General features: G+C 75.7%; 14 protein-coding genes. 7 read left to right on the forward strand and 7 right to left on the reverse strand.

The features are described from left to right. Positions 1-625: 625 nt before the first annotated feature. The 3 genes from ACWEO5_RS09110 (at position 626) to ACWEO5_RS09120 (ending at position 4563) form a co-directional block, all read left to right on the forward strand. Entirely contained in the window at positions 626-2110 is a 1485-nt protein-coding gene (locus ACWEO5_RS09110) for a DNA-binding protein NsdB (protein WP_452161570.1), read from the forward strand. Between the two features lie 268 nt (positions 2111-2378). Continuing rightward, positions 2379-3806 carry a HEAT repeat domain-containing protein gene (locus tag ACWEO5_RS09115; protein ID WP_452161572.1) on the forward strand — a complete coding sequence of 476 codons (1428 nt, stop codon included), beginning with the start codon at positions 2379-2381 and terminating at the stop codon, positions 3804-3806. 10 nt (positions 3807-3816) lie between these two features. Further along, positions 3817-4563, forward strand: a complete 747-nt coding sequence (locus ACWEO5_RS09120) for a DUF1775 domain-containing protein (protein WP_452161574.1) — start codon at positions 3817-3819, stop codon at positions 4561-4563. A 43-nt stretch (positions 4564-4606) separates the two neighbouring features. Here the strand turns inward: ACWEO5_RS09120 and ACWEO5_RS09125 are convergent, their stop codons facing one another. Continuing rightward, on the reverse strand, positions 4607-5866 hold the full coding sequence (locus tag ACWEO5_RS09125) for an MFS transporter (protein WP_452161576.1): 1260 nt from the start codon (positions 5864-5866) through the stop codon (positions 4607-4609). A 75-nt stretch (positions 5867-5941) separates the two neighbouring features. Here ACWEO5_RS09125 and ACWEO5_RS09130 point away from each other — a divergent pair, with 75 nt between their 5' ends. After that, complete coding sequence (locus tag ACWEO5_RS09130; RefSeq protein WP_452161578.1) at positions 5942-6943, forward strand: ArsR/SmtB family transcription factor; 1002 nt, start codon at positions 5942-5944, stop codon at positions 6941-6943. An 8-nt stretch (positions 6944-6951) separates the two neighbouring features. Here ACWEO5_RS09130 and ACWEO5_RS09135 read toward each other — a convergent pair whose 3' ends face one another. The 3 genes from ACWEO5_RS09135 to ACWEO5_RS09145 form a co-directional block, all read right to left on the reverse strand. Then, entirely contained in the window at positions 6952-7401 is a 450-nt protein-coding gene (locus ACWEO5_RS09135) for a VOC family protein (protein WP_344551752.1), read from the reverse strand. Between the two features lie 194 nt (positions 7402-7595). After that, positions 7596-8438: an undecaprenyl-diphosphate phosphatase gene (locus ACWEO5_RS09140; RefSeq protein ID WP_452161690.1), complete on the reverse strand. Its 843-nt coding sequence runs from the start codon at positions 8436-8438 to the stop codon at positions 7596-7598. A gap of 177 nt (positions 8439-8615) precedes the next feature. Continuing rightward, a complete protein-coding gene (locus ACWEO5_RS09145) occupies positions 8616-9188 on the reverse strand; it encodes a GNAT family N-acetyltransferase (RefSeq protein WP_452161580.1) in 573 nt (190 codons plus the stop codon). Positions 9189-9394: 206 nt separating this feature from the next. Between ACWEO5_RS09145 and ACWEO5_RS09150 the strand changes: the two genes are divergently transcribed. Both ACWEO5_RS09150 and ACWEO5_RS09155 read left to right on the forward strand, forming a co-directional pair. Then, the gene (locus ACWEO5_RS09150) at positions 9395-10231 is read left to right on the forward strand and encodes an EamA family transporter (RefSeq protein WP_452161582.1); all 837 of its coding nucleotides are present in this window, start codon (positions 9395-9397) and stop codon (positions 10229-10231) included. A 19-nt stretch (positions 10232-10250) separates the two neighbouring features. Further along, complete coding sequence (locus ACWEO5_RS09155; protein ID WP_452161584.1) at positions 10251-10922, forward strand: B3/B4 domain-containing protein; 672 nt, start codon at positions 10251-10253, stop codon at positions 10920-10922. Between the two features lie 4 nt (positions 10923-10926). Here the strand turns inward: ACWEO5_RS09155 and ACWEO5_RS09160 are convergent, their stop codons facing one another. The 3 genes from ACWEO5_RS09160 to ACWEO5_RS09170 form a co-directional block, all read right to left on the reverse strand. Next, positions 10927-11250 (reverse strand): hypothetical protein, encoded by a 324-nt coding sequence (locus tag ACWEO5_RS09160; RefSeq protein ID WP_452161586.1) that lies wholly within the window; start codon positions 11248-11250, stop codon positions 10927-10929. An 85-nt stretch (positions 11251-11335) separates the two neighbouring features. After that, a complete protein-coding gene (locus ACWEO5_RS09165) occupies positions 11336-12100 on the reverse strand; it encodes a LamB/YcsF family protein (RefSeq protein WP_344551757.1) in 765 nt (254 codons plus the stop codon). A 284-nt stretch (positions 12101-12384) separates the two neighbouring features. After that, positions 12385-12846, reverse strand: coding sequence for a MarR family winged helix-turn-helix transcriptional regulator (locus tag ACWEO5_RS09170; protein ID WP_344551758.1), 462 nt, complete (start codon positions 12844-12846; stop codon positions 12385-12387). A 111-nt stretch (positions 12847-12957) separates the two neighbouring features. On the opposite strand from ACWEO5_RS09170, the gene ACWEO5_RS09175 reads away from it, so the two are divergent. Beyond that, a complete protein-coding gene (locus tag ACWEO5_RS09175; protein ID WP_452161589.1) occupies positions 12958-14424 on the forward strand; it encodes an MFS transporter in 1467 nt (488 codons plus the stop codon). Positions 14425-14646 lie beyond the last annotated feature (222 nt).

Consider the following 14646-nt stretch of genomic DNA (forward strand, 5'->3'; position numbering starts at 1 on the left):
GCCGCCCTCCCCGCGCCTCCGCCCGACTACGTTGAATCCGACGGCGACCAGCGAGTTCTTCTGGACTGCTAAGACACTCTTTCCCTCCCCGACGCTCTTCCGATCTCGCGACGGGCGTACGGTCGCGCCGTCCGCCCCGGCCGGGGCGGACGAGCGGGTACCGGTGCTGGATGTGGAGTACATGGGCTGGTGAGGGTCCTTCCTTGACCGGCGGCAAAGCGGGGAGCGGCGGATCCGGGAGCTGCACGGGGCCCGGGTCCGCGGGGTCGGGCCACCGGGTGGGACGCGGGCGCCGGGCACGGTCCGCGGTGCGCCGGAACCGCCCGCACCCTGGGGAGTGCGTCCGTCCCGTGCCCACCGCGCCCTGCCCGGCGCCCCCGCGCCACCCGGTCGCGCCACCCCCCGGAACGCTGCTCCCGGACGGCCTCCTGACGTACCGTCGGATCGGGGTCCGGGCCGGTCGGGGGCCGTTCCGGTGCGAAACCGGGGTGGCGCATACCTACCTGACACCCGGACGGCACTGGCACACCACGTAGCGCACCCTGGCGAACCCTGGCGAATGGTCGCCTGGCAAGTGACAGAGCCATTAGTGTCGGTGGCCAGCCGAGGATCCTGGGGGCTTCAGTTGAGCAAGGGGCCGAACACCAGACTGGCCGACCACTTCGCCCTGACCGGATGGTCCAAGGGCGAGCTGGCCCGGCTGGTCAACCGGCGGGGTGCCGCGCTGGGCGAGCAGCAGCTGTCCACCGACACCTCCCGGGTCCGGCGCTGGATCGAGCAGGGAGAGATCCCGCGCGACCCGGTGCCGAGGGTGCTGGCCGCCGTGTTCACGGAGCGGCTCGGCCGTGTCGTCACCACCGAGGACCTCGGTCTCGAACGACACCGGCCCACCAGGTCCGGCAGCAGCGCAGTACCGCCGAAGGAGCCCTGGGCACCGGATCGGACGGCCGCGGTCCTCACCGAGTTCACGGGAATGGACCTCATGCTGAACAGACGCGGACTGGTCGGCGCCTCGGCCGCCCTCGCGGCGGGCGCGGTCATCGCCGACAACCTGCACGACTGGCTCACCGGCGGGGAGGTCGCCGAGGCGGCCGCCCGCCCCGGGCCCCGCCACGTGCCCACCCGGGGCGGGCCCCGCCCCGTCCTCGACGTCTACGAACCCGGACCGGTCGGCAACGAGGAGGTCGCCGCCCTGGAGCGCGCCGTGGAGGTGTTCCGGGCCTGGGACGCCTCGCGCGGCGGCGGGCTCCAGCGCAAGGCGGTGGTCGGCCAGCTCAACGAGGTCGGCGGCCTGCTCACCCACGGCCACCCGCCCGCGCTGGAGCGCCGGCTGTGGACGGTCGCCGCCAACCTCGCCGTGCTGGCCGGCTGGATGTCCCACGACGTCGGCCTCGAACCCACCGCCCAGCGCTACTTCGTGATCGCCGCGCAGGCCGCCCGGGAGGCCGACGACCGGCCCCGGGCCGGCGAGGCGATCTCCCGGGCCGCCCGCCAGATGCTCCACCTCGGCCGGGCCGACGACGCGCTCGAACTCATGCAGCTCGCCAACGCCAGCGCCGGCCCCGCCGACGGCACCCTGCCGCAGACCCGGGCCATGCTGCACACCGTCGAAGCCTGGGCGCAGGCCGCGCTCGGCCGCTCCGAGGCCACCCGCCGGGTGCTCGGCGAGGCCGAGCGGCTGTTCGTCCAGGACGCCCCCGAACCCGCGCCCAGCTGGATGCAGCTGTTCAACGAGGCCGAGCTGCACGGCATGCAGGCCCTGGTGTACCGCACCCTGGCCGAGCACGACCCCGGCGCCGTCCCGCTCGCCCTCCAGCACGCCCGGGAGGCGATCCGGCTGCGCCAGGCGACCGGGCGGGAGCGCTCCGCGCTGCTCGACCGGATCAACCTGGCCTCCATCCACTGGATCTCCGGCGAGCCCGACGAGGCCCAGGTGCAGGCCAAGCTGGCGCTGGCCTCGATCAACGACACCTCCTCCAAGCGCACCTGGGACCGGCTGCGCGAGATGTACCGGCTCTCCACCCGGTACCAGGGGCTGCCCGCGGTGGCCGAGCTCCGGGAGCAGATCCACGCCGTCCTCCCCGTCCCCAGGAACCCCCGGACGGTCTGACCCCCCTGCCGGCCCGCGGGGCTTTCCGGGCTGCGGGCCGATCCGATTCGTGCCCGAACGCACGTCCCATTGTGGAAGGGGTCGATCCCGTACGGACGGACCCGGCCCGGCACCGTCGGACGGGGCAAAACCGTTGCCCTGTGTGCAGATCGGCCACCCAGGCGGTAACCTTCGGTGATTCCGGCGCCCGGGCGCCTGAGCTGTGCCAACCGACCCCGGCGACGGAAATCCCGTTGCCACGACGACCGCCGCAACGGATGCTGACCTCATGTTCGAGCCAGTGATAGCGCCCAGCGCCAGCCTCCTCGGCCTCCTCCAGAGAGGCCGCGGAGACGGGCAGCTGCATGCGTTGGCCGCAGACCGCGACGAGGCGATCGCCGCCGTCGAGAGCTGCGTCACCAACGACCCCCGCGCCGACTGGCAGGTCGAGAACCGCTCCTTGTACTACGCACGCCTCTACATGGAGCTCGAAGCCCCCCTCACCGGCATCGAGCTCCACCTCCACTCGCCCGAGGACGACCTCGACGACGACGAGGCCCGCACCGGCCTCGCCCTCGCCGTACTGGGCCACCTCGCCGGCTACGGCCGCCGCGACGCCCTCGACCTGCTGCGCGCCTACACCGCCACCGGGGCCAACTGGGCCTGGGCCCTCGACGAGCTCGCCCTGCGCGACACCGACGAGGCGCTGCTCGCCCTCGCCCCCGCCGTCCTCGACCGCTTCCCGGCCGGCCCGGAGGGCGACGCCGAACTGCGCGAAGCCGTCCGCGCCGCGTACGAGCCCCGGGTCTGGCGGCTGTGGGCCGCCCACCACCCGCGGGTCGCCGCCGCCAGCGAGCAGTCCCCGTTCGACCTCTGGCAGCGCCAACTGGCCCGCCCCGGCGTCACCCCCGGCTGGTCCACCGCCGACGTGCTCGCCTGGGCCGACCAGGGCGAGGGCACCGCGCCCGACGCCCTGGCCCGCCGCGCCGCCGCGGCCGCCCGCTGCCTCACCGCCGTGGTCCGCCCCGAGGACGCGCCGCTGCTGCACGACGCCGCCGCGCACGGACCGGCCGGCGCCCGCTGCGCCGCGCTCCGGCACCTGGTCGAGCAACGCGACCCGGCCGCCGCCGCGCTGATCGAGGCCGCCGCCGCCGACCTGGACCACCGGGTGGTGCGCGCCGCCCTGGAACTGCTCGGCCGGATGCGAGGTCCCGAGGCGCTCGCGCACGCCCGCCGCTGGGCCGACCCGGCGACCGGCGGCGCGGACAGCGCCCTCGCCCAGGCCGCCGTCCGCCTCCTCGCGGACGCCGGCGAGAGCTGCGACGCCCCGCTGGTCGTCGCCGGACTGCACCAGTGGATCTCGCTGAACGGCGTCACCGGCGCCGCCCTCGGCAGCCTGGTCGACGGCGTCGGCCGCCTGCGCGCCACCGCCGCCGTCCCCGCCCTGCGGCACGTCTACGGCGAGGCCGCCTCCTCCGAGCTGCGCGGCCGCGCCGCCCAGGCGCTCGCCGCCACCGACCCCCACTTCGGGGCCGGCCCCGCGGTCGAGTGCCTGTGGGACTGCGAGGAGTCCACCCGCGAGCTGGCCGCCACCCACGTCACCACCACCGGCGACGTCCGGGTCCTCGAACGGCTGCGCAGGCTCGCCGCCGACCCGGCCGAGGAGGCCGAGGTGCACGCCGCCGTGCGCGGCCGCCTGACCGCGCGCGACCGGTAGGGTTCCTGCCGTGCAGCGCTCACGAGTCCTCCGCCGGTCCGCCGGGCCCGCCCTCGCGCTGGGCCTGCTGCTCGGCGCGGCCGGAACCGCGGCGGCGCACGTCGAGGTGGAGTCCGCGACCGCCCGGGCGCTCGCGGTCGACGCCCGGCTGGCCTTCTCCGCGGAGGGCGAGTCCTCCACCGCGGGCATCAGCGACGTCAAGGTCGTGCTGCCCGCCGGGATCGCCCCCGCCGACGTCACCCTGGTCGAGGCCCCGGCCGGCTGGTCGCTCACCCCGACCGCGGACGGCTACGCGGTGGCCGGCCCGGCCCTCGCCCCCGGCGCCGCCGCCGACTGGACGGTCGGGGTCCGCCAGCTGCCCGACGCCACCTCGCTGGTCTTCAAGACGCTGGTCGACTACGCCGACGGCCACACCGACCGCTGGATCGAACTCCCGCAGGGCGACACCGAGCCGCAGCACCCCGCACCCACCCTCGCCCTGAGCGCGGCCGCCCCCGGCGCGACCCCGCTGGCCGCGGCCGGTGCGAGCACGTCGGCGTCGGCGTCCGCCTCGGCTCCGGTGTCCGACTCGGCGTCCGTTGCGGTCTCGGCCCCGGCGTCCGCCGCCGCCACCCTCTCGGCCGTCGCCGACCCGCCGGAGGACGGCGAGGACGGCACCAGCACCACCGCCGTCGTGCTCGGCACCATCGCGGGCGTCGCCGTCCTGGCCGCGCTGATCGTCCTGGTGCTGCGCCGCCGGAAGTCGCCCTCCGCCTGAGCGCCGGGCCCGCCCGCCACGACCACCCCGCTGCCGTCCCGGATCACCGGGCGGTGGCGGCGGCCGTTCCCGGGCCGCCGTGCGGGAGCCGGCGGACGGCGGGGGAGAGCAGCGGGAGCAGGGTGAGCGAGCCCTGGGCGAGGGCGGCGGCGGTGGCCAGGGCGGGGGCGCCGAGGCGGGCGGCGAGCGGGGCGCAGGCGAGCTGGCCGAGCGGGATCGCCAGGTAGGAGAGCACGTCGGCGTTGGCGGAGACCCGGGACAGCACGCCGTTCGGCAGGTGCTCCTGGAGCGAGGTGTCCCAGGCGGTGGCGGACAGCGCCAGGCCGAGGCCGGAGCCGAACGCGGCGGCCAGCAGCCAGGGCGCGGGCGCGTGCCGACCGAGGGCGAGCAGCGGGAACGGCAGCAGCAGCCCGGCGAGTTGGCCGGTGGCGAGCAGCCGGCGCGGGGCCAGCCGGTAGGCGGCGGTGCTCGCCAGCAGCAGCCCGGCGCCGCGGGCGGAGAGCAGGACGCCCCACAGGGCGGGCCCGGCCAGCCGCGGGCCGAGGATCTGCCAGGGGCCGACCAGCAGCAGGTTGGTGGCGCAGCAGGACCAGGTGGTCCACCAGATCCAGCGGGTCCGGCGCAGGACCGTCCAGCCCTCGCGCAGTTCGCGGCCCAGCCCGGTCGGCGCGGTGGCGGCGGTGGCAGTGGCGGTGGCAGTGGCGGCGGTGGCGGCTGCGGTGGTCCGGTCGGCCGGGAGGCGGGCCAGCAGGCAGGCGGCGGGCAGGTAGCCGAGCGCGTCCAGGGCGACCGCCCAGCCGGGCCCGGCCCCGGCGACCAGCAGGCCGGCCAGCGGCGGGCCGAGCAGCTTGCTGCCGTTCGCGGCCATGCCCAACAGGGCGTTCGCGGGCCGCAGTCGCCCGGGCGGGACGAGTTCGGGCAGCACCCCGAGCAGCGCGGGCGAGCCGAACGCGGTGAGCGCGCCGTTCAGGAACTCCAGGGCGGCGAACGGCCCGAGCGCGTAGTGGCCGGTGAGCAGCAGGACGGCGGCCGCGCCCTGGCTGAGGCCCGCGCCGAGGTGGGTGGCCAGCAGCACGGTGCGCCGGGGCAGCCGGTCGGCGACCGCGCCGCCGAGCAGCAGCAGGGCGAGCAGCGGCAGCGTCCGGGCGGCGAGCACGACGCCGAGGTCGGCGGCCCGGCCGTCCGCCGCGTCCAGGACGGCGAAGGCCAGCGCGACCGGGGCCATCGCGCCGCCGAGCAGCGAGACCGTGCGGCCGAGCAGGAAGCGGCGGAAGGCGCGGTGGTGAAGGAGTGGTGGAAGCACCCGCGGAGTGTGCGGGCGGGCGGGGCGCGGCCCCTATCGTTTCGGGAGTCGCCGAAAGGTGCCGGAGGGGAGGGCGTGGCCGTGGTCGTGCTGCGGTTGGACTCGCTCGCGCTGTCGCGTTCCCGGTTCGCGCTGTCGCCGTTCGCCGAGACGCTGGCCGCGGTCGTCCAGCTGGCCCGGCCGCACGCCGACCCGTGGGCCGCGCCCTGGTGGGAGCGGCACCGGCCGGCGTTCCTGGCCCGGCTGGCGGGGGACGGGTACGCGCGCGGGCTGGTGGAGCTGGTCGCGGCGACCAAGTACCTGCCGGACCACCTGACGCTGCCGCCGGGCGGGGGGATGGACACCACCCTGGAGTCCGAACTCGCCGAGGTGGCGCGGGTTCCGGACGAGGTCGCGGTGGCGGGGCTGCGCGCCGCGCAGGAGCGGGCCTGGGCGGGCCAGCGCCTGGACTGGCTCACCGGCCGCGACCACGGCGCCCGGGCGGCGGAACTGTTCCGCGCGGTCTGGGACGCCCACCTGGCCGCCGACTGGCCGGCCCGGCGGGCCGCCCTGCGGCGCGACGTCACCCACCGGGCCGGGCTGCTGGCGGCGCACGGCTGGCCGCGCGCCCTGCACCTGATGAACCGGACCAGCGCGTGGGTCGGGGCGGACGCGATCCGGTTCAGCGACCGGCCCGGGCGGGACCGGGTGGTGGGGCCGGACGGGATGCTGTTCGTCCCGGTCACGGCGCAGCGCAGCTCGTGGCTGTGCGAGGCGCCGGGCCGCCCGTTCGCGATGGTGTACCCGGCGCGCGGGACGGGGGAGGGCGGGGCGGACGGCGGCCACCGGGCCGGGGACGGCCGGGCGCTGGCCCGGCTGCTCGGCGGCGGGCGGGCGCAGATCCTGCGGAACCTGGACACGCCCGCCACCACCAGCGAACTCGCCCTGCAGCTGGCCCAGTCGGTGGGCACGGTCGGCGGCCACCTGGCGATCCTGCGCGACACCGGCCTGGTCGACCGGACCAGGCTGGGGCGGCGGGTGCTCTACCACCGCACGCCGCTGGGCGACCGGCTGGTGGCGGGCCCGGGAGCGGGCTGAGCGCGCGGTCAGGCGACGCAGAACTCGTTGCCCTCGGGGTCGCGCATCACCCACCAGTGGCCGGCCGGCCCCTGCTCCTGCTCCTCGACGCGGGTCGCCCCGAGCTGCTCCAGGCGCTCCACCACGGCGGTGAGTTCACCGTCGGAGTGGACGTCGATGTGCAGCCGGTTCTTGCCCCGCTTGGGCTCGGGGACGTCCTGGAACAGGATCCGGCGGCCCCGGCCGACGCCGCTGGCCGGGTCGTACGGGTCCTCGGGGTGGCGGACGGCCGAGTAGCCGCGGAACAGCTTGCGGCCGTCCCGTTCGAGCACGGCCGCGGCGGGGAGGCGGCCGGCGGCGAGCAGCGTGTCGATCAGGGCGGTCGGGTCCTCGACCTCGTAGCCGAGGGCGGCGGCCCAGAACTCGGCGAGGGCGGGGGAGTCGGCGCTGTCCACGACCAGTTTCCAGGTGAGCGTCATGGCACGGGATCCAATCGCACGTCAGATCGAGCGGCAACCACCGCCGGGGCCCGGTGTGTCGTCCGGGAACGGTGACGGGCGAGGGGGAGGAGAGGAAGCGAGAGCGGGGACGGCGACGGAAGCGGGAACGGCGACGGGGACGGGCGGCCGGGGGTGCGGCGGCCCGTCCCCGTGCGGACGGCGGGCGGGGCGGGTCAGTGCGCGGCGCCCGCGTTCGGGTCGAGGGTGCCCATGGTGACCAGGGCGATGATGGTGATGCCGAGCAGGATCCGGTAGATCACGAACGGCGTGAAGCTGTTGTGCGAGATGTACTTCAGGAACCAGGCGATCGCCGCGTAGCCGACCGCGAAGGCGATCAGGGTGGCCAGGATCGTCGGCCCCCAGGCGGGCGCCGGGCCGTCGCCGATCTTGAGCAGCTCCAGGCCGCCGGAGGCCAGCACCGCCGGGATGGCGAGCAGGAAGGAGTAGCGGGCCGCCGCCTCCCGGCTGTAGCCGAGGAACAGGCCCGCGCTGATCGTGCCGCCGGAGCGGGAGACGCCCGGGATCAGGGCCAGCGACTGGGCGGCGCCGTAGATCAGCGCGTGCCGGAAGTTCAGCGACTCGATGCCGCGGGCGTTGCGGACGGCGCGCGAGCGGTCGGCGACCGCCAGGATCACGCCGAACAGGATCAGCGTGGTGCCGATCAGCCGCAGGTCGCGCAGGGTGGTCTCGATGGTGTCCTGGAACAGCTTGCCGATGATGCCGATCGGCAGCGTGCCGATGATCACGTACCAGCCGAGCTTCGCGTTCTGGTCGCGCCGCCACTCGGCGCGCAGCAGCGACAGCGTCCACGCCTTGATGATCGCGCCGATGTCGCGCCGGAAGTAGATCAGCACCGCGGTCTCGGTGCCCAGCTGGGTCACCGCGGTGAACGCCGCGCCCGGGTCCTCCCAGCCGGCCAGGGCCGAGAACACCCGCAGGTGGGCGCTGGAGGAGACCGGCAGGAACTCGGTCAGGCCCTGCACCAGGCCGAGCACGGCGGCGTGGAACCAGTTGATCACCGGACACCCGCCGCGGATATCTCTCGGAGGCTCAGCATGGCGGTTTCCTGTTCGCTCGTGGGGTGGTCCGGCGGCCGGGGCTGTCCGGTGCGGGCAGATGATAAGGGGTCCGGATGTACTGAAGATCGCAAAGCGGCGTACCGGGACGAACCGGACCATCCGCACCGGCGCGCGTCAGGGCGCGGCGGCCGCCCACTCGGCGCGGGTCAGCGCGTGGACCACGTCACCCAGCTCGCTGCCCGGGATCGGGTCCGGCCAGTCGGCGAAGAACGTCCGTACGTGGCGCAGGCCGACCCGCTCCAGGACGCGGCGGGAGGCCGTGTTCACCGCCATCGTGGTGGCCACCACCCGCCCGGCCCCCAGCTCCCCGAACGCGGCGCCGACCAGCGCGGACGCCGCCTCGGTGGCGTACCCCCGGCCGCGGGCGGCGGGCAGCAGCCGGTAGCCCAGCTCCAGGCCGTCCGCCGGGTCCAGGCCGACCGAGCCGGGCGGGCGCAGTGCCGCCCAGCCCAGGAAGCGCCCGTCCGCGTCGAGGGCCCAGCAGCCCAGCCCGTCCGGCAGTTCGGCGTACTCGCGCAGCAGGCCCGGCAGCAGCTCGTCCGCGACCCGGGCGGGCGGGACGGGGCGGCCGTCGTCGATGTACCGCATCACCTCCGGGTCGCCGCACAGGGCGGTGACGGCGGGCAGGTCGGCGGGGGTGAGGCGGCGCAGGGCGAGCCGCTCGGTGCGCAGGCGGAGGGTGGTCACCCGGCGAGCAGAGCACCGCGGGCGGGGGAGCGGCAAGCGGGTTTCCTTCCGGCTCCCGGTCTCGGGCGGGCGGGGGTGCGACCCGGGGAGGCGGGCGGGGGCGGCCCGGGGGCGGGCGGGAATGCGGGCGGCGATCACTCTGTTGGTCTGTTTCGTTCACTCTGTTGTACGGTCGAAGCATTCCGCCCCACCATCCGGGAAGTGCCATGCTCGCTCTGCTGCTCGCCCTCGGCAGCTCCCTCGCCTACGGCTGTGCCGACTTCCTCGGCGGCCTCGGCGCCCGCCGGGCGCACGTGCTGCGCACCGTGCTGGTCGCCGCGCCCGCCAGCCTGGCCGTCGAACTGCTGCTCTGGCCGCTGCTCGGCGCCCGGTTCGAGGCCGGGGCGGTCGGCTGGGGCGCGGCCTCTGGGGTGGCCTCGGCCGCGGCGTTCGCGCTGCTGTACCGGACGCTGGCGATCGGCCCGATGAACGTGCTCTCGCCGGTGACGGCGCTGGTCTCGGCGATGCTGCCGGTCCTGGTCGGCCTGCTGCAGGGCGAGCGGCTGGGCGCCGCCGGGCTGGTCGGCCTGCCGCTGGCGCTGTTCGCGGTGGTGCTGGTCAGCGCCGGTACGGGCGGCGGCCGGGGGCGGGTGAGCCGCCGGGCGCTGCTGCTGGCGCTGGGCGCGGGCAGCGCGATCGCCGTCCAGCTGGTCTGCCTGCACCAGGCCCCGTCCGGCAGCGGCGTCGCCCCGCTGATCGTCGGTCGCGCCGTCACCTCCGCGCTCACCCTGGGCGCCGCCGTGCTGTGGCGCCGCCGGCTCGGCCCCGAGCGCCCCGGGTACGCCCTGGCGGTCGCCGCCGGCGTACTGGACTCGCTGGCCGGGGTGCTGTTCCTGCTCGCCGCCCGCAGCGGCGACCTGGCCGTGGTCGCGGTGATCACCGCGCTCTACCCGGCCGGCACCGTGCTGCTGGCCCGCGCCGTCCTCGCCGAACGCATCCACCGCGGCCAACTGGCCGGCCTCGGCGCGGCCGCCCTCGCGGTCGGCCTGCTGGCCCTGACCTGATCCCTCCCGGAGACCCCTGATGACCCTTCCGCACCTGCACCCCGACGTCGCCGCAGCCTTCCCCGCCGCCCGGATCGCCGTCCTCACCGCCCGCGGCGTCCGCGCCGACCGGCCCTGGCCCGCCACCGAGGCCGCGCTCGCCCGGCTGGAGGCCCGCACCGCCGACGGCGACTGGCGCCCCGCCGACGAGCACGACCCGCGGATCGCCGCCTGGCACACCGCCTACCGCGCCTTCGGCACCAACCCGCGCCGCCTGCGCCCCAGCGTGGACGCGCTCGGCCGCCGCCTCGCCAAGCAGGGCGCACTGCCCCGGATCAACCCCGCCGTCGACTCCTACAACGCCGTCTCCGTCCGGCACGCCCGCCCGGCCGGGGCGTTCGACCTGGCGGCGGTCGACGGCCGGATCGAGATCCGGTTCGCCGACGGCACCGAGGAGTTCACCCCGCTCGGCGAACCCGGCACCGTCGAGCGGCCCGCGCCCGGCGAGGTGGTCTACGCCGACGCGGCGGGCGTCCTCACCCGCCACTGGAACCACCGCGACGCCCACCGCACCCGCGTCACCGAACGGTCCGCGGACGTGCTGTTCGTGCTGGAGACCATGGACGGCACGGAACTCGCCGAGCCCGCCGGGGAGTTGCGCGACCTGCTGGCACCGCACAGCGAGCAGGTCACCGTCCGGTACCTGGGCTGAGGCGTCAGCCCCCCGCCAACTCGGCGGCCCGCTGCGGGTGTTCGGCCAGCCAGCCCTCCACCGCGCGCTGCACGGCCTCGGCGGTGCAGGCGTGGACGGGGTGGCTGCCGAGCATCTCGCGGGTGCAGCCCTGGTAGTCGGGGTCGTCGAGCTTGACCGAGACGACCGCCGTCAGCCCGGCGGGCAGGTCGGGGCGGCCGAGGGCGGCGGTCAGGCCGTCCCGGAAGCCGGTGAGGTGGGTGCCGCCGCTGGTGCGGCGGCTGTTGGCGTAGCCGTGTACGCCGCCGTGGCCGGTCCAGGAGAGGGCGAGATCGAGGGTGCCGCCCATGCGTTCGTCGGTGGTGCGGGGATTCCGGGAATTCTCCGGAGCCGCGGCGAGGGGCGGGCGGGGGCCCGACGGGGCGTCGGGAGGCTCAGCTGAACGCCTCGACCCGGACGCCCGCGGAGGCCAGCGCACCCCGTACCCGCCAGGCGAGTTGGGCGGCGCCGGGGGTGTCGCCGTGCACGCACAGCGAGCGGGCCCGGACGGTGATGGGTTCGCCGCCGACGGCGGTGACGGTGGCGTCCCGGGCGATGCCGACGGCGCGGGCGATCACCGCCTCCGGGTCGTGCACCACGGCGTCCGGCTCGCGGCGCGGGACGAGGGTGCCCGTCCAGGTGTAGGCGCGGTCGGCGAACGCCTCGGTGACCACGGGCAGTCCGACGCCCTCGGCCACCGCCAGCAGCCGGGAGCCGGGCAGGCCCAGCAGCGGCAGCGGCCCGTCGCAGACCGCCCCGGCCCGCAGCACGCCCGAGACCACCGCCTCGGCCTGCTCGTTGTCGTGCACCACCCGGTTGTAGAGCGCGCCGTGCGGCTTGACGTAGGAGACCCGGGAGCCGGCCGCGCGGGCGAACACCTGGAGCGCGCCGATCTGGTAGGCGATCTCGTCGGCCAGCTCGTCCGGCGGGACGTCCATGGCGCGGCGGCCGAACCCGGCCAGGTCGCGGTAGGAGACCTGGGCGCCGATCCGCACCCCGCGCTCGGCGGCCAGCGAGCAGACCCGGCGCATCGTGGACGGGTCGCCGGCGTGGTAGCCGCAGGCGACGTTGGCGCTGGTGACCACCGAGAGCAGGGCTTCGTCGTCGGTCAGGGTCCAGCGTCCGAAGCCCTCGCCGAGGTCCGCATTGAGATCGATCACCGCGTCGGCCACTTTTCTCCTCGTCCGCCCTTCCGCGCGCGGGCCGATCCGGGCCCGGGGTCCGCTCCTGGGGGTGATCGTAGGGCCTGATCGTTTCGCTCGGGGCGGCGGTCGCGGCCCGGGCGGCAGGTTTTACCCGCCGGCCCGCGCGGGGGCGTCGGCACGTCCACCCGCTCGGCGCAACACCCGTCGGGGGGAGCGGTGAGCGGTGGGCGTTGACGGGTGCCCGGGCCTCGGGGTGGGTGCCCGGGCGCCGGGGCGGGGCGGTGGAGGGGGCGGTGGGGTCAGCCGCGCGGCCAGGGGCGGCCCTGGATCCGTTCGATGTCGCGGTTGAAGCGCTCCAGCACCCCGGCGAAGTCCGCCAGGTCCTCGGACGTCCACTCGGTGACCACCCGGGACAGGCCCTGGATCGACCAGTCGCGGTCCTGGCGCAGGCGGCGCAGGCCCTCCTCGGTGATCCGCAGCTTGCGGGCGACCCCGCCGTCCGGGTCCGGGATCCGGTCGACCAGACCGGCCCGCAGCATCGCGGCGGTCTGCCGGTTGACGGTGGAGGTGTCCAGCCCGAACGCCTCGGCGAGCTGACCGATGGTCAGCGGGCCCTCGGTCTCGATCCGGCTGAGCAGGGTGTACGCACTGCGTTCCAGGGCGTCGGGGCCGCCGTTGGTGCGGGCGGTGGCGAGCACCTGGTGGCGGGCGAGCAGCATCATTTCCCGTTCGATCAGGGCGAGTTCCTTGTCGCGCCGCATGCTCCTCCGTCCCGTGCGTCACTTTTCGGCAGCATATCCCGCGAGGGTGCCATATGTATGGTACACATTGTGTGCATCATGCATATCTAGCTGAAGAGATGGAAGTACCCCATGAGTCAGGCACGCACCGGCCCCATCGTCGGAGTGCTCGCCGGCGCGGGCATCGTGGTCTCGCTGATGCAGACCCTGGTCGTCCCGCTGATCCCGGACCTGCCGAACCTGCTCCACACCACGGCCGCCAACGCGTCCTGGGCGATCACCGCCACCCTGCTGGCCGGTGCCGTGGCCACCCCGGTGCTCGGCCGACTCGGCGACATGTACGGCAAGCGCCGCATCCTGCTCGCCAGCCTCACCATGCTCGTCATCGGCTCGCTGATCTGCGGCTTCAGCAGCTCGCTCGCCCCGATGGTGGTCGGCCGCGCCCTGCAGGGCGTCGGCGCCGGCGTCATCCCGCTCGGCATCAGCATCATGCGCGACGAACTGCCGCCGCAGAAGCTCGGCTCCTCGATGGCGCTGATGAGTTCCTCGCTCGGCATCGGCGGCGCGTTCGGCCTGCCGCTGTCCGCCGTCATCGCCCAGAACACCAGCTGGCACGCGCTGTTCTGGATCTCCGCCGCGCTCGGCGCGGCGGTCGCCGCCGCGGTGTTCTTCCTCGTCCCCGAGTCCCCGGTCCGCTCCGGCGGCCGCTTCGACGTCGTCGGCGCGATCGGGCTCACCATCGGACTGGTAGCCCTGCTGCTCACCATCTCCAAGGGCAGCGACTGGGGCTGGGGCTCCGGCACCACCCTCGGCATGCTGGCCGTCGCCGTCGTGGTCCTGCCGGTCTGGGGCTGGTGGGAGCTGCGCACCCAGCAGCCGCTGGTCGACCTGCGCACCAGCGCCCGCCGCCAGGTGCTGATGACCAACCTGGCCTCCGTGGTGATCGGCTTCGCGATGTACGCGATGAGCCTGGTCTCCCCGCAGCTGCTCCAGATGCCCACCGCCACCGGCTACGGCCTCGGCCAGTCGATGGTCGCCGCCGGCCTCTGGATGGCCCCCGCCGGCCTGGTCATGATGCTGCTCTCGCCGATCTCCGCCAAGCTCTCCAAGGCCAAGGGCCCCAAGGTCTCGCTGCTGGTCGGCGCCGTCATCATCACCGCCGGCTACCTCTCCGCGCTCGCCCTGATGGGCCACGCCTGGGGCGTGCTGGTCTTCTCCTGCCTGATCAGCGGCGGCATCGCGTTCGCCTACGCGGCCATGCCCGCGCTGATCATGGGTGCCGTCCCGGTCTCCGAGACCGCCGCCGCCAACGGCCTCAACACCCTGATGCGCTCGATCGGCACCTCCAGCTCCTCCGCCGTCATCGGCGTGGTGCTGGCCCACATGACCACCGACTTCCACGGCCACGTCCTGCCGTCGGAGAGCGGCTTCCGCACCGCCTTCGTGATCGGCGCGGGTGCGGCGATCGCCGCCGCCCTGGTCACCCTCGCCATCCCGGGCGTCCGCCGCGCCGTCACCGGCGGCGGCGTCGCGGGCCAGGCCGGCCCGAAGGACGGCGCCGCGCAGGCCGCCGCCACCGAGGGCGCGGCCGCGAAGTAGCCGCCCCGCTCGGCACCGGGTGGGCCGTCCGTTCCCGCAGGAACGGACGGCCCACCGTGCTTTCCGATCTCTCCGATCTCTCCGATCTCTCCGGACTCTCCGGGCTCTCCGGACTCTCCGGGCCGTCCGGTCTCCAGGGGGATCGTCTACGCGTAGACGAACGGCGGGCGGGGGCCTGCGGCGAGGAGTTCGTCTACGCGTAGACGAACTCCCGGCGGCCTC

It is taken from the genome of Kitasatospora sp. NPDC004272, assembly GCF_053603035.1.